Annotated in this window: 22 protein-coding genes; 8 read left to right on the forward strand and 14 right to left on the reverse strand. The window is 59.3% G+C overall.

Annotated features, from left to right (window positions below):
• Positions 1-16: 16 nt before the first annotated feature.
• Both ACRQ1B_RS04275 and ACRQ1B_RS04280 read right to left on the reverse strand, forming a co-directional pair.
• Positions 17-2,392 carry a putative bifunctional diguanylate cyclase/phosphodiesterase gene (locus ACRQ1B_RS04275; RefSeq protein WP_432293805.1) on the reverse strand — a complete coding sequence of 792 codons (2,376 nt, stop codon included), beginning with the start codon at positions 2,390-2,392 and terminating at the stop codon, positions 17-19.
• Between the two features lie 332 nt (positions 2,393-2,724).
• Complete coding sequence (locus ACRQ1B_RS04280; protein ID WP_432292421.1) at positions 2,725-3,342, reverse strand: 50S ribosomal protein L25/general stress protein Ctc; 618 nt, start codon at positions 3,340-3,342, stop codon at positions 2,725-2,727.
• 327 nt (positions 3,343-3,669) lie between these two features.
• Between ACRQ1B_RS04280 and ACRQ1B_RS04285 the strand changes: the two genes are divergently transcribed.
• Together ACRQ1B_RS04285 and ACRQ1B_RS04290 are read left to right on the forward strand one after the other, a co-directional pair.
• Positions 3,670-5,745, forward strand: a complete 2,076-nt coding sequence (locus tag ACRQ1B_RS04285; protein WP_432292422.1) for a putative bifunctional diguanylate cyclase/phosphodiesterase — start codon at positions 3,670-3,672, stop codon at positions 5,743-5,745.
• Positions 5,746-5,853: 108 nt separating this feature from the next.
• Entirely contained in the window at positions 5,854-7,308 is a 1,455-nt protein-coding gene (locus tag ACRQ1B_RS04290; RefSeq protein ID WP_432292423.1) for a hypothetical protein, read from the forward strand.
• A 119-nt stretch (positions 7,309-7,427) separates the two neighbouring features.
• Here ACRQ1B_RS04290 and ACRQ1B_RS04295 read toward each other — a convergent pair whose 3' ends face one another.
• The 6 genes from ACRQ1B_RS04295 to lgt form a co-directional block, all read right to left on the reverse strand.
• The gene (locus ACRQ1B_RS04295; RefSeq protein ID WP_432292424.1) at positions 7,428-8,360 is read right to left on the reverse strand and encodes a ribose-phosphate pyrophosphokinase; all 933 of its coding nucleotides are present in this window, start codon (positions 8,358-8,360) and stop codon (positions 7,428-7,430) included.
• 149 nt (positions 8,361-8,509) lie between these two features.
• On the reverse strand, positions 8,510-9,355 hold the full coding sequence (locus ACRQ1B_RS04300; RefSeq protein WP_432292425.1) for a polyadenylate binding domain-containing protein: 846 nt from the start codon (positions 9,353-9,355) through the stop codon (positions 8,510-8,512).
• A 102-nt stretch (positions 9,356-9,457) separates the two neighbouring features.
• On the reverse strand, positions 9,458-10,624 hold the full coding sequence (locus ACRQ1B_RS04305; protein ID WP_432292426.1) for a M24 family metallopeptidase: 1,167 nt from the start codon (positions 10,622-10,624) through the stop codon (positions 9,458-9,460).
• Position 10,625: 1 nt separating this feature from the next.
• Entirely contained in the window at positions 10,626-11,411 is a 786-nt protein-coding gene (pgeF, locus tag ACRQ1B_RS04310) for a peptidoglycan editing factor PgeF (RefSeq protein WP_432292427.1), read from the reverse strand.
• A gap of 213 nt (positions 11,412-11,624) precedes the next feature.
• Positions 11,625-12,728 carry a class I SAM-dependent methyltransferase gene (locus ACRQ1B_RS04315; RefSeq protein ID WP_432292428.1) on the reverse strand — a complete coding sequence of 368 codons (1,104 nt, stop codon included), beginning with the start codon at positions 12,726-12,728 and terminating at the stop codon, positions 11,625-11,627.
• Between the two features lie 14 nt (positions 12,729-12,742).
• Positions 12,743-13,558, reverse strand: a complete 816-nt coding sequence (gene lgt / locus ACRQ1B_RS04320; protein WP_432293806.1) for a prolipoprotein diacylglyceryl transferase — start codon at positions 13,556-13,558, stop codon at positions 12,743-12,745.
• A gap of 269 nt (positions 13,559-13,827) precedes the next feature.
• Between lgt and ACRQ1B_RS04325 the strand changes: the two genes are divergently transcribed.
• The 4 genes from ACRQ1B_RS04325 (at position 13,828) to ACRQ1B_RS04340 (ending at position 16,210) form a co-directional block, all read left to right on the forward strand.
• A complete protein-coding gene (locus tag ACRQ1B_RS04325; RefSeq protein WP_132272045.1) occupies positions 13,828-14,085 on the forward strand; it encodes an accessory factor UbiK family protein in 258 nt (85 codons plus the stop codon).
• Between the two features lie 471 nt (positions 14,086-14,556).
• The gene (locus tag ACRQ1B_RS04330; protein WP_432293807.1) at positions 14,557-15,048 is read left to right on the forward strand and encodes a type III secretion system chaperone family protein; all 492 of its coding nucleotides are present in this window, start codon (positions 14,557-14,559) and stop codon (positions 15,046-15,048) included.
• Complete coding sequence (proC, locus tag ACRQ1B_RS04335; protein ID WP_432293808.1) at positions 15,048-15,866, forward strand: pyrroline-5-carboxylate reductase; 819 nt, start codon at positions 15,048-15,050, stop codon at positions 15,864-15,866. The genes ACRQ1B_RS04330 and proC overlap by 1 nt, the downstream gene beginning before the upstream one ends.
• 2 nt (positions 15,867-15,868) lie before the next feature.
• Positions 15,869-16,210 (forward strand): tRNA-binding protein, encoded by a 342-nt coding sequence (locus ACRQ1B_RS04340; RefSeq protein ID WP_432292429.1) that lies wholly within the window; start codon positions 15,869-15,871, stop codon positions 16,208-16,210.
• A 39-nt stretch (positions 16,211-16,249) separates the two neighbouring features.
• On the opposite strand, the gene ACRQ1B_RS04345 is transcribed toward ACRQ1B_RS04340, so the two are convergent.
• The 4 genes from ACRQ1B_RS04345 to ACRQ1B_RS04360 all read right to left on the reverse strand — a co-directional run bounded on the left by ACRQ1B_RS04345 (position 16,250) and on the right by ACRQ1B_RS04360 (position 19,399).
• Entirely contained in the window at positions 16,250-16,699 is a 450-nt protein-coding gene (locus ACRQ1B_RS04345; RefSeq protein ID WP_432292430.1) for a MarR family winged helix-turn-helix transcriptional regulator, read from the reverse strand.
• 101 nt (positions 16,700-16,800) lie between these two features.
• On the reverse strand, positions 16,801-18,183 hold the full coding sequence (locus tag ACRQ1B_RS04350; RefSeq protein WP_432292431.1) for an ATP-binding protein: 1,383 nt from the start codon (positions 18,181-18,183) through the stop codon (positions 16,801-16,803).
• A 52-nt stretch (positions 18,184-18,235) separates the two neighbouring features.
• Entirely contained in the window at positions 18,236-18,934 is a 699-nt protein-coding gene (locus ACRQ1B_RS04355) for a response regulator (RefSeq protein WP_432292432.1), read from the reverse strand.
• A 6-nt stretch (positions 18,935-18,940) separates the two neighbouring features.
• Positions 18,941-19,399 carry a MarR family winged helix-turn-helix transcriptional regulator gene (locus ACRQ1B_RS04360; RefSeq protein ID WP_432293809.1) on the reverse strand — a complete coding sequence of 153 codons (459 nt, stop codon included), beginning with the start codon at positions 19,397-19,399 and terminating at the stop codon, positions 18,941-18,943.
• Between the two features lie 299 nt (positions 19,400-19,698).
• Between ACRQ1B_RS04360 and ACRQ1B_RS04365 the strand changes: the two genes are divergently transcribed.
• Entirely contained in the window at positions 19,699-19,902 is a 204-nt protein-coding gene (locus tag ACRQ1B_RS04365; RefSeq protein ID WP_432292433.1) for a hypothetical protein, read from the forward strand.
• A gap of 90 nt (positions 19,903-19,992) precedes the next feature.
• Entirely contained in the window at positions 19,993-20,640 is a 648-nt protein-coding gene (locus ACRQ1B_RS04370) for an MBL fold metallo-hydrolase (RefSeq protein ID WP_432292434.1), read from the forward strand.
• A gap of 92 nt (positions 20,641-20,732) precedes the next feature.
• Here the strand turns inward: ACRQ1B_RS04370 and ACRQ1B_RS04375 are convergent, their stop codons facing one another.
• Together ACRQ1B_RS04375 and ACRQ1B_RS04380 are read right to left on the reverse strand one after the other, a co-directional pair.
• On the reverse strand, positions 20,733-20,948 hold the full coding sequence (locus ACRQ1B_RS04375) for a cold-shock protein (RefSeq protein ID WP_003494703.1): 216 nt from the start codon (positions 20,946-20,948) through the stop codon (positions 20,733-20,735).
• A gap of 575 nt (positions 20,949-21,523) precedes the next feature.
• Positions 21,524-21,841: a hypothetical protein gene (locus ACRQ1B_RS04380; RefSeq protein WP_432292435.1), complete on the reverse strand. Its 318-nt coding sequence runs from the start codon at positions 21,839-21,841 to the stop codon at positions 21,524-21,526.
• Positions 21,842-21,932 lie beyond the last annotated feature (91 nt).

A 21,932-nucleotide genomic window follows, 5' to 3' on the forward strand; every position in this document is an offset into this window, starting at 1 on the left:
CTGTGCAATGTCGTCATCAACCCGCCATCGATCTCGGTTCGTGATCACCCTGTACCAGTGCAGTCATCAGGTCGGCAATGCCGAGCGGTCTGGCGTAGAGGTAGCCCTGTGCGCAATCTACACCAATTTCCCGCAGGAAGGTACGCTGCTCTTCTGTCTCGACGCCTTCGGCGATGACGGTGCATTTCATCTTGTGCGAGATGGCGCTGATGCCTTCCACCAGCATGCGGCTCTTCTCCGCCACCTCCTTGCGACTGCCGCCGAGCGAGCGGATGAAGGACTGGTCGATCTTGACGATATCGACGGGGAAGCGGCTCATGTAGCTGAGCGAGGAATAACCGGTGCCGAAATCATCGATGGCGATGCGGCAGCCCAATTGATGGATGGCGTCGAGAATACGCCGGATCTCGGGATTGTCGTGCATCAGTACCGCTTCGGTGATCTCGACGACGAGGCGTGACGGGCGGATGTCGTAACGGTTCAAGATGCCGGCGAGATACGGTGCCAGATGCCCGTCGAACTGTAGCGGTGAGAAATTGACCGCGACATAGGTCTCGCCGAGTCCAGGCAGACGGGAGAGGCGGGCGAGATTGGCGATCGCGTCCTCGAAAATCTGTTCGCCGATACGGCCGATCGAGCCGGTTTCCTCGGCAACGCCGATAACCGCTGCGGGCGGCAACAGGCCCTTGCGGGGATGGCGCATGCGCATCAGTGCCTCAAAGCCGATGATCCGGCCGGTCTCGATCTCGACGATCTGCTGAAAATGCGCCTCGAACCATTTTGCCGCCAAAGCGGCTTCGATATCGTTTTCGATCTCGGCGCGCTCGCGGGTTCGGTCGAGAATGGCGGGATCGAAAACCTGGGCGCCATTCTTGCCTTCGCGCTTGCGCTCGTACATCGCCATGTCCGACTTTTGCAGAAGTTCGGCGGCGCTGTCTGCGTGAAGCGGATAAAAGGCGAGGCCCATGCTGGCGCTGAGGCGCACATGCTGACCTTCGGCCTGGAAGGGCAGGTCGAACAGGTCCACGACCTTGTCGCAGAGCGCGGCGGCGCGTTCCTGTACGGCACTGCCTGTCACCAGTATGGCGAACTCGTCACCGCCAAGTCGCGAGGCGGACGAACCTTCACCGATAAGCGGACGCAGCCGCTGCACGAATTGCCTCAGGACGGAATCGCCTGCGGCGTGGCCGAGATTGTCGTTGATTGCCTTGAAACGGTCGAGATCGATGAACAGGCAGGCGACCTCACTGCCGCTCGCATCCGCCTCGGCAATTCGGGTGTCGAGTGCTGCCTCGAACCCCTGGCGATTGAGAAGGCCGGTCAGATAATCGGAAATCGCCTGGTGGTGGTTGCGCAGTTCGGACTGTTTCAGCTCGGTGACGTCGGTCATGACGCTCAGCGAGGCCGGTAGATCGGCGGCGGAGGATACCAGCTGCGTTTCGGCGATCAGGGCATCCATGATGCGCCCGCCTGCACAGACGAAGCCGATGGTGACGTCACTGGCCGCGCCGGCGGCGACACCGCCGCCCTTGCGCCGGGCATAACGATCACGATCTGCAGGTGCGACAAGTTCACGGAACGGGCGGCCGAGGACGTCTTCGCGCCGGTAACCGGTTGCCAATAGCCAATAGTCGCTCACCGCCGAGATCATGTCGTCGGCATCGAGCGAGAACAGCATGGCCGGCGTCAGATTATAGGTTTCCTTCATCAACTGGTGGGCGCGTTTCAACTCGCGCTCCTCGCGGTCCAGCTGGATTTGCATGTCGTTGAAGCTTTTGGCGAGCCGGCCCATCTCGTCGCCTGAGCGCCAGTCGACGTGATGGCGCGAGCCGAGCCGGCGGGTGGCCTCTATCGCCGCCGTCAGCCGCATTAGCGGCTTGATGATCATGATACGGTTGCCGACGATGGCCGCGCCAAACACGGTGAGAATTGCGACGATGAAGATGGAGATGAAAGCCATTTCCATCTGGTTCAGTGCGGCGAACCAGCCGATAGGGGCATATTGCACCGTCAGCCTGCCGACATTGCGCGGGCCGTTCGCGGACTGGAAGAAGATTTGCCGGGAAATCTGCTCGAGATCACTGCCATCCACCTGCGGATTGTTGTCGGTGACATCGAGCTTGGCCAGTGTATCGGTGATCCTGACGACGCGGACGCCACGTTCGGCCACCAGCATGCCGGAAATCCGGCGAACACTTTCGATATCGAGTTCCCACAGCGGCTTGCTGAGTGCCTGGGCATTGGCGGCAACCAAGATTTCAATCTGTTCGGTGAGACTTTTTGCTGCCTGTTGAGAAGACAGCGCCAGAAAAAGCGTGAATAACGGTGCAACGACCGCAAGCAGCGCGCCGGATATGATGGCGACAAAACGGCTTTCTACAGAATGAGTCATCATTCCTACTTTCGGGGTCGCAGCGTTCTCTTGTGTGCCGTTTGATGCGGCTTGCTTGTTTATTATTTTTGTCACTGACAGATTAAGCTTTGCTGAAAAGCTTTTATTGTTCTTCTTGATCCTCGGGTTTCGCCTCTCGACGGCGTCGAAGGCAAAGCCGGAATCGATCGCAGAACCTACCTATAATGCGATCTATTATCACTTTCTGAATGGCGCCGCGTTTTCAAGTGTCGGCATCAGGTGCGGTCTCGGCGTGATTAAACAAACCTTAAAACGGAAAAGGCCCGCCTTCGGAAAGGCGGGCCTCAAACAATCCACTGTCGGAAAACGTATTATTCCGAAGCAGGCGTTTCGTCTGCAGCAACTTCTTCTTCTTCAACGCCGGCAGCCGGGGCAACGATCGTTGCGATGGTGAAGTCGCGGTCGGTGATGACCGGACGAACGCCCTTCGGCAGCTTGACGGCGGAGATGTGAAGGCTGTCGCCGATCTTGGCGCCGGACAGATCGACGGTCAGGAATTCCGGGATCTGGTTGGCCGGGCAATGCAGCTCGACGGTGTGGCGAACGATGTTGAGAACGCCGCCCTGCTTGATGGCCGACTTGTCTTCGTTTTCGAAGTGAACCGGAACTTCAACATTGACTTCGGTCTTTGCAGACACGCGCAGGAAGTCGACATGCATGGTGAAGTCGCGGACCGGGTCCAGCTGGTAGTCCTTCGGCAGAACGTTGATCTTCTTGCCGTCGAGAACGATAGTCGCGATCGTCGTCATGAAGCCGCCGGCGTGGATACGCTTGGTGACTTCGTTCGTCGACAGGGCGATAGAAAGAGGAGCCTGCTTGTCACCGTAGATGACAGCGGGAATGAGACCATTGCGGCGAAGTTCACGGGAGGACCCCTTACCGACCCGTTCGCGCGCCTCGGCCTTGAGCTCGTAATTGTCCTGGCTCATGGCATTTCCTTTCGAGGTTATTTGGAGTGTTCGCCGCAGCTGATATCGCTGACTTGGCCAACCGGAGGGTATCTCGCGATACTCTCCCATCCGCATTGCCTCCAAGGGTGTCTACGCGGACGAGGGGGTCCTTAATACAAAGGCCCGCGATTGGCAAGGGAAGCCTGAGGCAAAGCGGCTGCAGCCTGAAGTTTATGCCGTGGCCGCGTTTCGGCACAGGCGACAACTTCGCCTTGTTGATATTGCGGAACCCTTAACCGTGCTCGCCAACGCTTCGATTATCATTTGTTTCTAAAACGGCAAGGACACTCCAAGCCGGAAAACGAAATGCTGCATATATTGAACTGTATCGCTGTCGACCATGACTGGCGTTACGTGGCCGCCGCGGTGATGATCTGCGTCGTCGGCTCCTTCCTGACCATCCGGCTGTTTTCGCGCGCAAGACGCGCGGTGGGCCTCGAACGGGCAATCTGGATCTTCCTTGCGGGCTTTATCGGCGGCACGACGATCTGGACAACGCATTTCCTTGCCATGCTCGGTTATCATGGCGGCGGTACTGCCGGCTATGGCGGGGAACTGACGCTTCTTTCTCTGGTGATCGCGGTGGCATCGGCCGTGTCCGGCATTGCCATCTCCACCTATGCCGGTCGTTCCGCCCTGGTGGAAGCGGGTGGCGTCATTCTCGGCATCGGCATTGCCGCCATGCATTATACCGGCATGGCAGCCTATCAGATCCGCGGTACGATCGTATGGGATCAGGCCTATATTGTTGTGTCGCTGGTTCTCGCCGCGTTTTTCGGCGCGGTAGCGATGAACCGCGTGGTGCGTCCGGTCAGCCGCTTCTGCCGTTTTGGCGGTCCTCTTGCGATGATCCTCGGCATTGCGACAACACATTTCACCGGCATGGGAGCGATGTCGGTGACGATCGATCCAACGGTTGTGGCCACCTCGGAAACCATCTCGCCGGTTCTGCTGGGTTTCACGATCCTGTCGGTGATGATGGTCCTGCTGGTTATTGTCGCCTGCGCCTATCTGCTCGATGCACGCACGACAGAAGCTGCGGTCGAGCGCTATCGCCATCTTTCGCGCCATGATGCACTGACCGGTCTGCCGAACCGATCGGCGTTTAACGAGGAGATCGAGAGCCTGACCCGACGCGGTCATGACAGTTCGGCGCGTATCGCCATCCTGTCCTTCGATCTCAACCGTTTCAAGGAAATCAACGACGTCCATGGCCATGCGGCGGGCGATGCGGTTCTGCGCGAGATTGCCGCGAGGCTTGCGGCCTCATTGCGCGGCGGCGAGTTTCTGGCGCGTGTCGGCGGCGATGAATTCATCGCGTTGACCCGCAATTATTACACCCGTACCGATGCTCATTCGATGGCCAGCCGCCTGATGGCCGAGATCGCCAGGCCGGTCGACTGGAATGGCAATACGTTCATCGTCGGCTCGAGTGTTGGCATTGCCATCCATCCGGATGATGCCGCAGATATCGATGATCTTCTGGCACAGGCGGATGTCGCCATGTACCGCGCCAAGCAGTCGGGGGAAAACGCTGTCTGTTTTTATGATCCGTCGATGGACCAGATGGCGCGAGAGCGCAATATTCTGGCGATGGACATGCGGGCAGGGCTCCGTCGCGGTGAATTCGAACTCTATTACCAGAAGCAGAACGACACGCTGACAGGCGAGGTGATTGCTTTCGAAGTTCTGCTGCGCTGGCGGCACCAGACCCGCGGCATGGTGTCTCCGGTGGAATTCATTCCGATTGCCGAGCGCAACGGTTTTATCAACGAGCTCGGTGAATGGGTTCTGCGACAGGCCTGCATGGAAGCCGCCACCTGGAAAAACCCGCTGCGCATCGCCGTCAATGTCGCGGCTCCGCAACTGGCGGATATGTCGTTTCCGGCCAAGGTGCGCGATATTCTTGCTGCCAGCGGCCTGCCGGCGGAGCGTCTGGAGCTGGAGATCACCGAAACCGGCATCGTCGCCGACCAGCAGCGCGCGCTGGTCATCATTCGCCAGCTCAAGGAAATCGGCGTCAAGATCGCCATGGACGACTATGGTACCGGATATTCGTCGTTATCGACATTGCTGACGTTTCCATTCGACAAGATCAAGATCGACCGCGCCTTCGTGGATGGCGTTCCAACCAGTGCGCAATCTGCGGCCATCGTTCGCTCGACCCTGATCCTCGCGTCCAGCCTGGAAATTCCGGTTCTGGCCGAAGGTGTCGAAACGGACGAGCATATCGCGTTCCTGCGCGAGGAAGGCTGCCGACAGGTGCAGGGATATCTGTTCGGCAAGCCCGGTCCGCGCTCGGGCATCGAAGACATCGTCAACGGTCATCATATCTCGGATCAGGGTATTTCTACGGTTGCAGAGGACGCCGCGGCGGCATGAGTTGCGGTTGCTTCGGCCGCTGCGGCGTTATCTTTTGGACTTCTCATTGACTTTCACCCTTCCGCTTGCAGATTTGCCAACGACCATTTCAACGACAGGAGTCGATCCATGCGTCTCAACCTCGCGACAGCCAGCGTCGTGGCCATCGCAGCCGCGGTGTTCCAGCAGCCGGTACAGGCAGCCGACATCAACGAACAGGGAGCCAAGGAGCTTCAGGGCAGCCTGACGAAACTGATGCCGCAAAAAGCGGTTGAGAAGGGCGTCGTCGCGGTCACGCCGCAGAGCGACAAATACCAGATCCTGTTCGATCTGCCGAAGCTGATCGGTGTCTTCGACAATCCGAACTTCTCGCTGAAGCAGATTTCGCCGATGACCCTGTTTGCCAAGCCGGCCGATGGTGGCTTGTGGCAGGTCGAAGGCACGAACGACTTTGCCTTCACCAGCACCGGCAAGGATCTGGAAGGCAAGGATTCGGACTTCACCTATACGATCGCCAAGGTTGCCTATAACGGCCTGTTCGATCCGGCTATCAGCTATTTCCGCTCGGGTGATTTCACCTCCGGCGCCGGTGCCATCAAGACGACGGCCGGTGCAGAGAAAATGGATGCCAGCTTTTCCGGCATGAATTACACGCTCTCGTCCGTCGCCGGCGCTTCTGCCGGTGTGGTGGATTTTCGCGGCAGCGGTTCCATCGCGGATTTCAAACAGGCCATCGTGACACCGCAGGCGCCATTCGAATTCTCCGCTGAAAGTCTCGATATCGATGCGGGTGCTGCCGGCGTCAATGCACAGAAGCTGCGCGATCTGTTCATTTTCATCGCGGATCGCGCCGACAAAAAGAAGCTCGAGGCGCCGGAGATCGAAGAACTGAAGGGTCATGTGCGCGCTGCACTGCCGTTCTTCACCAGCTTCGATGAGAAGATCGACCTGCAAAAGAGCAAGGTTTCGACCGCGCAGGGCGATGTGTCGGCAGAAACCGTCAGCTACATGATGAAGGCTGCCGGTCCGCTTGAGGCCATGGAGGTCGGCTTCGGTTTCGGCGCGAAGGAACTGGCATTGGCCGATGGCATGGTGCCTCCGATCTATGCTCCGTTCATCCCGACGATCACGGATCTTCAGCTCTCGGTGCCGAACCTGAACCTGCAGGCGCCGATCGACGTGATGCTGAACGCCGATTACACCAAGGAAAAGCCGCTCAGCGATGCCGAAGCGGCAGCCATGGGGCTCTCGGTGTTCCCGGGCGGTGCCTATACCGTCAACATCAACAAGTCCGTGGTGACGGCACCCTCCTATGATCTGGAGATCAGCGGTAAGGTGACCGGATCGCTGATGGCGCCGGACCGCGTGGCTGTCGATGCGACCATTCTCGCGCGCGACTTCGACAAGACGATGGCCGCCGTGCAGGAACTCGGCCAGGCCGACCCGCAGGTCATGCAGGTCTTCCTCGGCATGACCATGGTCAAGGGCTTGGCAAAGACCGATACCGACGGTCGTTCGCGCTGGGATGTCAGCGTCGACCAGAACCGCAAGGTGACGATCAACGGCAATCTGCTGCCGTTCTGATCCATTGTAAAGGCGCAGGCGCTTGTCGCCTCCGCCCTCTCGCTCACGAGAGCGATTTTCGGACAAATAAAAAAGCCGCCCGGCGAGGGCGGCTTTTTTGATGGGCGCTGATCCTGTGATCAATCGAACAGGCTGGAAACCGATTCTTCCAGTGCCGTGCGGTTGATTGCTTCGCCAAGAAGGTTGGCGGTCGAGACCACGCGAATGTTGGGGGCGGACTGCACGGCGGTCGTCGGCTGGATCGAGTCGGTGATGACCAGTTCCTTGAGCATGGACGAGGCAATGCGGGTGACGGCACCGCCGGACAGCACGCCATGCGTGATGTAGGCGGTCACGCTGGTGGCGCCGTTCTTCAGCAGTGCTTCGGCGGCGTTGCAGAGCGTGCCTCCCGAGTCGACGATATCGTCGATCAGCAGACAGTCCTTGCCGGTCACATCACCGATGACATTCATGACTTCCGATTCACCGGCGCGTTCGCGGCGCTTGTCGACGATCGCCAGCTGGCAATCCAGGCGCTTGGCGAGCGAGCGGGCGCGCACCACGCCGCCGACATCGGGCGAAACGACCATGACGTTCTTCAGGTCGTAATGGTCCTTGACGTCGCGCCCCAGGATCGGCACGGCGTAAAGATTATCGGTCGGGATGTCGAAAAAGCCCTGGATCTGGCCCGCATGCAGGTCGAGTGTCAGGACACGATCGGCGCCGGCCTCGGTGATGAGGTTGGCGACGAGCTTTGCCGAGATCGGCGTACGCGGCCCGGCCTTGCGGTCCTGACGGGCATAACCGAAGTAAGGAAGAACTGCCGTGATGCGCTTTGCGGAAGACCGCCTGAACGCATCGATCATGATCAGCAGTTCCATGAGATGATCATTGGTCGGAAAAGACGTCGACTGAATGACGAAGACATCTTCGCCACGGACATTTTCCTGGATCTCTACGAAGATTTCCTGGTCCGCAAACCGTCTGACGCTGGCTTTCCCGACAGGAACATTGAGATACTTGCAGATCGCATCGGCTAGGTGCCGGTTCGAATTTCCTGCGAAAACCTTCATTTCGGTCCGCCTATTGTGTGCTGGATGGGGCCTTTTACCTTTGCCGTTTCTGAATGCAAGTCCGATTGGGCAATGCCCCTACTTTTTTATGAAGACTCGATGACGCTGGCGATGTTTTTGCATCAGTCAATGTGGCGCGGCGACGCGTTTCAGCCCGGTTGGGCATGTCGCCATTCCATATATGCATCAATCGTCTCTCCGGCGATCGCCTCCATTGTCGCGGCCGGTACGGCTGCCCATGGGTCGTTGCCGCCGCCGGGCGCTTTTTGTTGACCCTGGATGCGGTTGAGGCGGGTTCCGGCATTGTCGAGAATATCCCAGACGTAAACCACGGTGATGCCGCCACCATCCGGGAAGGCGGAGAGATAACCTTTGAGGATATGTTCGGACGAGGTGTCGCCGGATGATTTGATGGTCAGGCCGGCGGCGCGGGCGCGCATCCCGAGCTGGCGCGACAGCGGTGTCACCGCCTGAACCGGGGCGCCGATGATGGGCAGGAAACGAATGGTTTCAGATGTATTGGCGTTCTGCTGCGTTGGCGGAAGGCTGGCCTGCACGGGGGCGGTCTGGTTTGGCGGTGGATTGTTTGCGACGATGGTCTGCTGTGTGGAGCCCGAACCGGGCAAGGGCTCGAGTGGGGCGGACGCGACCGGTGAATTGTTGCCCGCGTCGATGGCGCGGGCCTGCGCCTCCAGCGAGTTCTGCGGACCTCTGCGGTTGGCCGATGGCGGATCCGGGAACTGATTATAGCTTCTGCCGCCCGCATAGGCATTCGGGCTTCCATAGCTCGGCTGGCTCGAGGCCATCCGTTCGGTATCGGCCTGGGTCACCGGGCTGGACGGCTGCATGCCTCCGCCGACATTAACCTGCGGCGTCAGTGCGTCTGTGGTGTTGCAGCCATAAAGGGCAAGCGTGCAGGCGAGAGCAAGGACACGGGCAGCCGCGCGAAACGGCATGCCACGGGCAAATCCAGGCATCGTTTTGCCTTGCCGCATGTCCGTCTCCTTTACCGCCAGTCCCGGCGGTAAATTTACGTGTGCCGTTCCGGGCCTGTCAATGCCGCGGGGCCAGCGAAAGCGCCCCGCATGTGTGGACCGTCACACCGGGAACGCGGGCAGGGCGATCAGGTCGAGTGGATGGCGCGAGAGGGCGCGCGGAGCCTCCTCGGTGGTCAGGTAGGTATGGCCAAGCGACATTGCAGTGCCGCTGTCGGAATCCATGATGATCATATGAACGAACAACGTCATGCCAGCTAAGATTTCCTGCGGATTGCCCTGATAGAACATCTGCTGCTCCATCCATGACGGCGAGAAACGCGCGCCGAGCGAATAACCGCAGGCATTCAGGCGATGACGGGTGAGGCCGCGCTCGTCCATGATGCGGGCATGCGTGTCGAAGACATCGCCAAAGGTGTGACCGGGCCGCAGCACGTCTTCGATCGCAACAATGGTTTCGTGACAGGCGTTGTAAAGCTCGCGGTGTCGTGCGCTCGGCTCGCCGATCAGAATGGTGCGCATCATGGCGGCGTGGTAATGGGCGCTGACGCCGGCCCATTCCAGCGTCAACTGGTCCGAGGCGGACAAAGTGCGGCGACCGGCCTTGTAGCGGCACAGAAGCGCATCCTCGCCAGATCCGATGATGAATTCATTGGCGGGGTAATCGCCGCCACCGGCAAAAATGGCGCCCTGCATGGCAGCGAGGATATCAGCCTCGTTGCCGCTGGCCTTGATCAGCGGCAGGGCTGCATCGAGCGCGTCATCCGCAAGAGCGGCCGCTTTCTCCACCCAGGCGATTTCGGCCGGGCTCTTGATCAGGCGCAGTTCGCCGACGAGTGTCGAGGCGTCGACCAGTTGCGCAAAGGAGTTCAACTGATTGTCGAGCAGTTTTGCGATGCGTCCGGTCATGCCATGCGTGTCGTATTCGACGCCGATGCGGGTGCCGAGCAGGTCGAATTCGCTCAGCATGTTTTTGAGGTCTATGGTCGGGTCGGCATTGGCGCGATCCACCCACACGACGATATTCTCGATGATCGAGGTCTGGCGGGCCTGTCGCAGGTCGGCCGAGCGGGTGATCAACGACATCGTGCCATCTGCCTTCACCACGAGGCACTGGAAAAAACAGTAGCCGAATGTATCGTAGCCGGTCAGCCAGTACATGCTTTCCTGGGCGAACAGCAGCATGGCATCGAGCTTTTCGGCCCGCATCCGCTCGGTGAGGCGGGCGAGGCGGGCGTCATATTCCGGTCTTTCGAAATGCAGGGCCATGTCAGTTTTCCCTTCTCGAGATGCTGATGGCCGAGATCTGACGGCCATAATCGGGTTCCTTGGCATGCGTCGTGCGGCGATAGGAATAAAACCGCGCCGGGTCGGGATAGGTGTCGAGGTCCAGCTTTTCGGCCTGCACCCCTGCTGCCTTCAGCCGCTTGAGGGTGAGGGACGGAAGGTCGAACAGGGCATGGTCCGGCTTGCCCGATGGTGTGAAGAATTCGTCGTAAGCCGGGTCGAAGCCCAAAAAGCGTTCGACGAATTCGGGTCCAACCTCGTAACTGGCGCCCGATATCGACGGGCCAAGGCAGGCCGTGATGTTTTCGCGTGTGGCACCCAGTGCGATCATGGCGGCGATGGTGTTTTCGGCGACGCCGCCAAGCGCGCCTTTCCAGCCGGCATGGGCCGCGCCGATAACGCCGGCATTGGCATCCGCAAACAGGATCGGCCCGCAATCGGCCGCCAGCACGCCGAGCACCAGACCCGGCACGCGCGTGACCATCGCGTCGGCCTGCGGTCGCTCAGCCGCATCATCGGCACTGACCACAACAACATCGGGAGAATGAACCTGATGCACGGTCGCAAGGCTTTCCGGTTGCTCACCGAACCAGGCGGCAACACGACGACGATTCTCGACGACATTCTCTCGCACGTCATCCGAACCAAGGCCGACATTGAGACCGGCATAAATACCTTCGGAGACGCCGCCCTGGCGAGTGAAAAAACCGTGGCGAATGCGGCTGCCGGCGTTTTGCGCGAGCAGGGGGCTTTCAATCGGCGTCGGCAAGTTTTCCTGCATCGGCTGAACGTTCTCGTCTTGATGTGTATGAAAGGGTGAAGGGGATCAGCACCGGGATGACCGGCGCAGGCGGAGGGTGTGACGTGTCCCGGTTCGCTGCTTCGATTTGCCCGATGTTGGCCCAGCCGAACGCCTTCTGTCAATCTCGCAGGGATTGTGCAGCGCGACGGGGACAACATCCCTTGGTCAGAAGCGACCGTGTCAATCGATCTTGCGGAAAGGCGCCAATTGAACGTGCGGGCTGGAAACAGCCAGAACCTTGAACAGTTCGCCCATCTTGCCGGCGCCTTCGCCGGCGAGACGGTCGACGGCGGCAGCAATCAGCTTCTGCTGTTCGAAGGGCTTGTCCTTGGCCAGCCGGGAGGCGCGTTCCGCAATGCCGAGACCATAAAGAAAATCGCCCTGTCGCAGGCAGCCATTGATCTGCACGCCGCTGGCGCGCGCCACCTTGGCCAGATCCTCGAAATCCACATGGCTGGTCAGATCGGCTTCGCCCGGATGGGCCAGCGGATCATCGAACTGGTGACGCAGCACAGCCTGCAGCGTGTCGCCATAGTTGGTGACCATGGTGCCGTAATCGATGATCGCTCCGGTGCCGCCATGATGGCGCAGCCGCTCGGAGAGGGTTTGCATCACGGCCTGACGGGCAGGCGCAATTTCGAAGATCGTGCCTTCGGGCTCATGGCCGGGCGGTGCGGGCAGAAGTGCCGGATCGATGCCGGCAACGCCGACGCCGAAGGCCAGTTCGTCATTCGCGTCCAGCGTCACGAGACGTTCGCGGAAACCGGTCGGCGTCTTGATGAACTGGCGGATCGGGATGGCGTCGAACAGTTCGTTGGCGACGAGAAGTGTAAAACCTTCCGGCACTTCCTCGAAATCGCCAAACCAACTGACCTTGGCGGAATACGATTCAAGCGTGATGCGCTGCACGCCACGCAGGCGTTCGCTGGTTTCGACAAGATGCACATGGGCGGATTCGAACAGTGTTGGCGCGAGTTTGGATATGACCCGCAGCATGTCGTGCATCAGCGTGCCGCGACCGGGACCGATCTCCACCAGTCGGATATTCTCTGTTGGACTGCCGTGTTGCTGCCACGCGTGCACCACGAAGATGCCGAGCATTTCGCCAAACAGCTGGCTGATCTCCGGTGCGGTGATGAAATCGCCGGTGCGGCCGAACGGTTCGCGCGTCATGTAATAGCCATGCTCGGGATCGGCGAGGCAGATGGCAAAATAGTCTGTAATGCTGAGCGGGCCGTTGTGGCGGATAAGGTTCTTGATCTTGTTGGAAAGCGGCGTGGTCATGGGCGGCCTCGTCGTCAACCGGCCTTGCCGGCGGCGAGGCGGGCACGGACGACAGCCCAGATGCCCAGCGCCACCATCGGCAGTGACAGAAGCATGCCCATGGTCAGCCAGCCGAAGGCGAGGTAACCGAGTTGTGCGTCCGGCTCTCGGAAAAACTCGACGAAGATGCGGGAAAGTGCGTAACCGATCACGAACAGGCCTGTGACTGTGCCAGGTCTTTTGAGCGCCTTGAAGGCGTAAACGGCGATGGCGAGCAGGATCAACAGCACGATACCCTCGAGGCCCGCTTCGTAAAGCTGGCTCGGATGGCGGGCGAAGGGGCCGCCTGTGGGGAAAACCACGGCCCAAGGGGCATCGCTCAGTCTGCCCCAGAGTTCGCCATTGATGAAGTTGGCAATGCGGCCGAAGAACAATCCGATCGGAACGACGGTTGCGATGGTATCGAACACGCTCCACACCGGCAGCGAGTGGCGGCGGGCAAACAGGATCATGGCGATCGTGGTGCCGGTCAGTCCGCCATGGAAGGACATGCCGCCCTTGGTGATGGCGAAGACACGCATCGGATCAGCGGAGACGGCAGCGAAATCGTAGAAGAGGACATAGCCGATGCGACCGCCCAGAACGACACCGGCTGCGGCCCAGAGCAGAAAGTCGTCGAGCTGCTGTTTCGTCATTGGCGGCGTATCGTTGGGCCACAGGCCCGGCGCGGCGATCAGTCTGCGCGCATACAGCCAGCCGAGAAGGATGCCGGCGACATAGGCAAGGCCATACCAGTGCACCGACAGCGGTCCGATGGAGAAGATGATCGGATCGATGTTCGGAAACGGCATGATGGCAAGGAGACTGGACGCTGATACCAAAATTATGTGCTCTCCCGGCGGGATAGATACTTAAAAGAGGCCTAAAACAGGCGTTTGCGGACCATGGGGCTTGGGAAAAACGTGGTCAAGACGAATCTCCGTGTCGGCTCGCGTCATCCTCAACGATCTTTGGAATCGCGCCCTGTGACGGCAAATCTTCTTGCAAGCGGCGACCGCAGACCCTACCTGATTTCCACAGATCAATGGCCCTTTTACGGCCCCTTTAGACGGAGACCACAATGTCAACCGGAACGAACCGCATCTTCGACGAATTCGCACGGCTGATGACGGATGCCGCCGGCACCGCGCAGGGGCTGCGAAAGGAAGTGGAAACCGCGTTCCAGGCGCAGGCCGAGCGTTTCCTCAACAGCATGGAAGTGGTCAAGCGCGAAGAGTTCGAAGTCGTGCGCGAAATGGCCATCAAGGCGCGTGATGAAAATGACGCTTTGAAGGCACGCATCGAGGCTCTTGAAGCCAAGCTCGCCGACAAGGCCTGATTTGCAAGCCTTTGTGGCTGGTCTTGTTCCAGCCACAATTTTCTCTTGATAATGCCGTCGACGGACATTCCGTTGGCAATCAGGGGCTTGGCAGCCCCGTTTTGTTGTGCATCGCCCACCTGTTGGTAAACGGCCAGTTAAAAAATCCGCGCCCTGTGGACACTGCCGAAAAAGCCAATTGCCAGAGTCAGTTATCCCTCCCGCTCAATCCAAATCCGAGCGCCGTTTGTGAGTCGTCCCCGCAAAAACGAAAGTCGGGGGCTGGAGTTGGGACTCCGTGCCTATACACTGATTTTACAAGATGATTCGAGATGAACACCGGCAAGCTCCGCACATGTTGCAGGGCCTAGCTTAGGTTCGTCGGCGATCATTCCAGATTTTGTCTCCGGTTCGTTGTGTTGCGTTTTGGGTGTGTTCGCACGTGAATTTCGCAAGATTCAACTCCGGTCTAAAAGGTGCCGCATGAACGTGATGGGAATGGAAATTGAACGACAGTCGAACCCGGTCGATATGATCGAGTTTGTCGCTGCCTCCAATGACTGGACTTTCGAACGTTCAGGCGAGGACGAGATCGCCATGACGGTCGCCGGCCACTGGACGGATTACCACGTCTCGTTTTCTTGGATGGAAGAGTTCGAGGCGTTGCATCTGGCCTGTGCCTTCGACCTCAAGGTTCCGGAACAGCGGGTCAATGAGATCTTTCGCCTGCTTTCGAATGTGAACGGCCAGACGCTGATGGGCCACTTCGACCTTTGGCGTCAGGAGGACGTGGTGATCTTTCGTCAGTCGCTGCTTCTTGCCGGTGGTGCAGAGCCGACAAACCAGCAGGTCGAAGTTCTGCTGTCGAGCGCGCTCGATGCCTGCGAAAACTATTATCAGGCGTTCCAGTTCGTCGTGTGGTCGGGCATGGATGCCAAGTCCGCCATGGAATGCGTTCTGTTCGAAACCGTCGGAGAAGCATGATGGCAGCAGCGGTGGCGGGACCGATCGTACTCGTTGGAGCCGGCAATATGGGAGGCGCAATGCTTTCCGGCTGGCTCGACAGCGGCAGGGACGGTTCTTCCACCACTGTGCTCGATCCGTCACCATCGGACGCGATCAAGGCAAAGCTGGCTGAAAAGGGGGCGTCCTCTTATCCGTCCGCGCCGGAAGGCATGATCGCCGGTATCCTGTTTCTCGCCGTCAAGCCGCAGATGATGGACAGCGTTCTGCCGTCAGTTGCGCGGCTTGTCGGGCCGAATACGGTGGTCGTCTCGGTTGCCGCTGGTACAACGCTTGCTGCACTTTCGAAACATCTTGGCGATGCCGCCATGGTGCGTGCCATGCCGAACACGCCGGCCATGATCGGGCGCGGTATCACCGGTGCCTATGGCAATGACCGGGTTACCGATGACCAGCGTCGGCAGGTGACGGAACTTTTGGCCGTCAGCGGTCCGGTCGAATGGGTTTCCAGCGAAGCTGATATCGATGCCGTCACCGCCGTGTCCGGCAGCGGTCCGGCCTATGTTTTTTATCTCGTTGAATGCATGGCGGAAGCTGGTCGCAAGCTCGGCCTGCCAGCGGATCTTGCCATGCGGCTTGCGCGGGAAACGGTTTCGGGAGCAGGCGAGTTGATGCGGCGTTCTTCGGATGACGCCGCGCAGTTGCGCAAGAATGTCACCTCGCCCGGCGGCACGACGGCCGCAGCGCTTTCCGTGCTGATGGCGCAAGAGGGCATGCAGCCGCTGTTCGATGACGCCCTGGCGGCGGCACGCAAGCGCGCGCAGGAGCTGGGAAGCTGATAATGAACGACGAAATTTCCTATGCCGACTTCGAGAAAGTCGACATCCGTGTCGGCACCATCATTGAGGCAGAGGTTTTTCCCGAAGCACGCAAGCCGGCCTACAAGCTGCGTATCGATTTCGGCCCCGAGATCGGCATCAAGCGTTCGTCGGCGCAGATAACCGTGCATTATACGCCGGAAACACTGGTCGGACGGCAGGTGATGGCTGTCGTCAACTTTCCGCCACGCCAGATCGGGCCGGTGCGTTCGGAAGTGCTGACGCTCGGTTTCGAGGATGAAGCAGGTGCGATCGTGCTCGGTGTGCCAGAGCGCGGCGTGCCGAACGGCCGGAAGATCATGTGATCTCCGGCAATTCCGACGGGTTTCAAAAGCTCTGGATGATCAGGCGTCTTCCGCTTGCGGTTCATCAAGGGCCGCGCTGATATTGCGCATGACGCGCGAGGCGACCTCAAGTTCTTCGTCGCTGAGGCCCGACAGAACCTGATAGCGAACTTCACTGGCGACCTGATTGACCTTCGTGAGTACCTCATGTGCCGCATCAGTCAGTATGATCGTCTTGACGCGGCGATCCTCCGGATGCTCGCGACGCTCGATAAAGCCACTGGCCTGCAGAGCGTCCAGCAATCGTACGACCGAAGAGCTGTCCAGAAAAAGTGCTTCAGCCAGATCCTTCTGGCGCATCGGAGCACTGGCGCGCGATAATTGCAGTAGGGGAAGCCATGTCGCGTCGGTGAGGCCGAACGGGCGCAGGCGAAGGTCGAGCGCGCGGCGCCACTGGCGGCTCGCCTGACCAAGGACATTACCGAAATTGTCGCGAACGTTGGAAGTCATGCCAGCCTTATCTCGTTTCTCTGTCAACTGTTGCTATTGCACATAATGGATGAACTGTCATCTTCCACTGACTGAACTATTTGTCAGAGAGAATTGACCTGTCACGCAGGAACCCTGACGATTGCCCGCAAACCGCCTTTCGGGCTTTCTCCAAGCGTTACATTGCCTCCATGAGCGCGGGCCACATCGCGAGCGATGGCAAGGCCGAGGCCGGTGCCCGAGGCATTGAGATTGCGGGCTTCATCGAGCCGGTAGAACGGTTTGAACACTTCCTCGCGGGCATTTTCGGGAATGCCCGGACCGTCGTCGTCGAACACCAGCATGAGCCATTTTGCGCTATGACGCGCTTCCACATGTAATGAATTGGCATAACGCTGGGCGTTGGAAGCAAGGTTGTCGACAAGCCGCAGAAATGCGTTCGGTCGCACCGACAGTTCGTCCTCGCCATCGACCGAAAAGGTCATCGTCTTGCCGTGCAGGGCAAAATCGGCGCGGATTTTTTCCATCAGGTCGCTGAGCTTGAGAACGCCAATATCCTCTTCCGCTTCGTTGCGTGCGAAGGCGAGGTATCCTTCCAGCATGGTCTGCATGTCGTCGGCATCGGCGCTCATGCCCTGCAGTTCGGGAATGTCTCCGGCCAGCGCCAGTTGCAGCTTGAAACGGGTCAGGATGGTGCGCAGGTCGTGGCTGATGCCGCTCAGCATGGTCGTGCGCTGGTCCATCTGCCGTTCTATACGTTCGCGCATCAGCATGAAGGCAAGGCCCGCCCGACGGATTTCATCGGCACCGCGCGGCTGGAATGGCTCATCGCTGCGCTTGCCCTTGCCGAAATTCTCCGCGGCATCGGCAAGCGCCAGGATCGGCCGGATCTGGCCGCGCAGGAAAAGCACCGAAATGCCGAGCAGGACAAGCGAGGTGCCAAACATCCAGACAAGGAAGATATGGGTGTTGGAGGCGTAAGCCTGACTGCGGCGGGCAAAGACGCGCAGCACGCGATCGTCGATCTTGATACGGATTTCGACAAGGCCGCTGTCACCGATCGTATCAATCCAGAAGGGCAGGCCGACATTGGTGTTGATCTGGCTGGCGAGCACGTCATCAAGCAGCGAGAAAAACGGCTTTGGTCGCGGCGGGGGCAGTTGCGCGTTGGGCTCGATCAGGATGTTGAGGTCAAGCTGCTGGTCGGCGATGCGGGTGATCTCGGCGTAATTGCCATCCTGCGGATAGGTGCGGATGACATCGATGATCGCTGCGATATCGCGTGACACGGCCTGTGACAGGCGGTCGGTGACCATGCGCCAGTGGCGCTCCATGAACACGGCGGCCACCACCGTCTGCAGCAGCAGCATCGGGATGATGACGATCAGCATGGTGCGCGTGTAAAGGCCGGTCGGCATGCGCCGTTTCAGCCAGCGGCCGAACAGGCGCCAGCCGGGCAGTTGCAGCCGGCTTGTGGTGCGCCTGAAGGTCTCGAAGATCGCCATGCTGCCTTTCCGGTTTCGATACGCCCACCCGAACCGGCAGGCGCTTGAGAGATCAGTCGATGCTCAAACGGTAGCCGATGCCGCGAACGGTTTGAAGATAGATCGGGTTGGCCGGGTCATCCTCGATCTTACGGCGCAGGCGGTTGATCTGCACATCAATCGTGCGTTCACCGACATCGGCATCGTCGCCGATCAGTTCGTGGCGCGGAATGGTGTCGCCGGCGCGCAGTGCGAACAAGAGCATGATTTCCTGCTCGCGGTCCGTCAGACGAATGTTTTCGGCGGCGCGGCGCAGTTCGCGGCGGGCGATGGAGAAGGTGAACGGGCCGAACATGATCTGGTCGATCTTCGGCGTATCCGGCGAGGTGTTGCGGCGCAGGATGTTGTTGACGCGCAGTACCAGTTCGCGCGGATCGAACGGTTTCGGCAGATAATCATCCGCGCCTGCCTCAAGGCCGGCAATGCGCGATTCCTGCTCTGCGCGGGCGGTCAGCAGAATGATGGGTATCGAGCGCTTTTCCCGCATCGCTTCGGTGAGCGACAGGCCGCTTTCGCCGGGCATCATCACGTCGAGAATGATCAGGTCGAAGTTGAGGCCCTCTAACTTCCGGCGAGCCTCCGCCGCATCAGCAGCGACGGTCACGCGAAAACCCTGGTCGGTCAGGTAGCGGCTCAGGAGGTCGCGGATACGGGTGTCGTCATCAACGACCAGAAGGTGGGCCGCGTCATCCGAGAGAGGAACCTTGCTCATGTCGTCTTACTCGCCTTTTGCCTGTCGGCCGCTTTCGGGCTGACGCATGTGCTGCAGAAATTGCATGACGCCGGCCCGTGCCTCTTCGGAAAGCGGCTCCATGGCGCGGGCGATACGTTGCGATTGCGGCTGCGAGAGGGCAAGCGCCAGTTCGCGGCCGGCCAAAGTGGGGTAGAGGCGGCGTTCGCGGCGATCCTTTGCTCCAGCCATCTGACGGATGTATCCTTCGTCTATCAGCTGTTTCAGGACGCGCGCCAGGCTCTGCTTGGTTATCTTCAGGATGTCGAGCAGGTCACCGACCATCATGCCGGGCTGGCGGCAGACGAAATAGACGACGCGGTGGTGCGCACGTCCCATGCCGAGCTTGTCGAGAATGGCGTCGGGATCGGAAATGAAATCGCGATAGGCAAAGAAGAACAGTTCGATGCACTCGAAATCGATCTCTGCCTCATCGACGGTTGGCATTTGCGGGCGCGTTTTCGTCGCCGTTTTTCCGGTCGTTGCGCGTATCACGCGGCCTCCATTTCGCGGGGGCGGTTGATGAGTATCACCGTGTCGCCCTTGGTTTCTGGATATCGCGCACGGCTGTTCTGTCAAGGCTTTAGGTCAACCGCTTTGCCGCGGGGCCGGCAAGTCCCGTCAATCTTGGTTCCCGGCCGTTGTTATTTCGTGAGGAAAGCCGTGATTGTTACGGTCTGCAACAGTTCGTTTCGGAACTTTCGGTATCGCTGCCCGTTGCCTGCACCAGACGATAGGAGCACTTCATGCCGACCGCCATGCCCACACGGACGATGACCGCTGATTTTTCCGAAACGCCCGCCAATTCGCTGCGGCCGGTTTTGCTGACCGTTCTTTCGCTCAAGGTCGCCGTTGCTGCCTTTCTGCTGCTCTCGGTGTCCCTGTCACCGCCGCTTTCCGCCGAAAGCCGCTATCTTGCCGGCGAACCACAGATGGCAGCCGCAAACTGATCTTTTGGGGCTGACTGCCACCTAAGTTTGCCGTTATACCCAGCCAAACAATTTTTTGACATCTGGCGGCAGAGATACGGGGGCAAGAACATGGGCAAGCTTCAGGCAGGTATTATTCCGGTCACCCCCTTCCAGCAGAATTGCACCATCTTTTTCGATGCCGACAGCAAGGAAGGCGTGGTCGTAGACCCCGGTGGCGATGTCGATACGATCGTCGGGTCGATTTCGCAAAACGGTATCACGGTCAAGGAAATCTGGATCACCCACGGTCATCTGGATCATGCCGGCGGTGCGGACGAGTTGCGCGAGAGATTGGGCGTGCCGGTCATCGGGCCGCATGTCGATGACAAGCCACTTCTCGAAAACCTCGAAATGCAGGGCCAGAAATTCGGGATTGCCATGCCGTTGCGCAATCTCGTGCCGGATCGTTATCTCGCCGAAGGCGATATCGTATCGTTCGGCGAGCATGTGTTCGAGGTTTTTCATTGCCCCGGCCACGCACCGGGCCACGTGATCTTCTTCAATGCCAAAGAGAAGTTTGCCCATCTGGGCGATGTGCTGTTCAGCGGATCGATCGGCCGCACCGACCTGCCGGGCGGCAATCATGAGCAGCTCCTGGCTTCGATCCGCGACAAGGTTCTGCCGCTCGGCGACGAGGTCGGTTTCCTGTGCGGACATGGCCCGGGTGGTCGTATTGGCGAGGAGCGCCGCTCGAATCCCTATCTGGTGGGGCTCTGAAGTGCACATTCGTGCCATGACGGCACAGATGAGAACGCACAAAAAAACCCGGCATCGCTGCCGGGCTTCAACTCGAAGAGAAAGCCGTGGGCTTAGCCAGCAATCTGCAGATTGACAGCCTTCGGGCCCTTGCCGCGACGATCCGGTTCCGTGTCGAAGCTTACTTTCTGGTTTTCAGAAAGACCGGACAGGCCAGAAGCCTGGACGGCGGAGATGTGTACAAAGATGTCGGCGCCGCCATTGTCTGGCTTGATGAAGCCGAAGCCTTTGTCGGTGTTAAAAAATTTTACAGTGCCAGTTTCGGCCATGCATCAGGTCCTTTTTCCTCTGTCCGTGTTCAGCGGGCGGACAGCATTACGATGTTTACCCCGAAGGGCAGCGGCAGGCAGTTCGAAAATTGAGGAAAGGGGCCCCGTATTACCGCGGCAGGCCGGCAGAAAGATCACCAAAAATCAGTCCCCCAGTCTCCCGCCCGGGGTTGTTTGCGCCCCCGGATCGCATTGATTATTAGGTCTTCCCATGCTCGCAAATTGCCCGAACAAACACAGATTGCTGTGTTTATCGTAAATTGGCAAGAAAAAGTTTTCTAACACTCGTTGAAATTCCGGGGCGGTGAGCCGCAGCAAAAGCCCTTGATGACAAGGCTTTTCGAGCTTTCCTAGCAAAAGTCTACCGGATTTCCATCGCCAGCGATAAGAATATCTAAATTGCTGGCCGATTTTGACACAGAATCCCGCAAAAACGCCGATTTTCGTGCTTTTTATCGATTTAGGTGATGCTTATAAGTGCTGTTGGGTGCGCAATTTTTGCGAGCATCGATGTGCCCGAATGTTCGTACTCGCTGGATGGCAGAGAGGCGCCGTCGCCTGCAAAGCTCCAAAGCTCAATGTTGAGACGGAGAGTTGGACCGCGTCATGGCGCGAAAACTGCGGTGCCAGACGCCGGCTGCCAGCAATGAAAAACCAAAGGTCAGAATGCCGAACAGCAGGCGATGATCGGCAGCGTTCACCTGCTTCAACATCGTCGTTTCAGACAGGCCCTGGGCTGCAGACATCATCGGTTCGGCGTGAGCAAGGCCCGACATCAGCAACGACGCACCGATGCCGGCAGTCAGGGTCGCGAGGAAGAGCGGGGTAGGGTTCCTTCGATCGGCAGTGGTGTCGGCATTTCTTGTCAGGGCAGGGGCCGGTTTCACGTCCATGATGTCGTCTCTCTTTGGGGCGTTCGCTTCGGTGCGAACGAAAGCAACGATCATCCCGGAAAACGACCCGTTGAAGACCGATTTACGGCCG

This window comes from Endobacterium panacihumi (assembly GCF_050847465.1).
GTDB lineage: Bacteria > Pseudomonadota > Alphaproteobacteria > Rhizobiales > Rhizobiaceae > Neorhizobium > Neorhizobium panacihumi.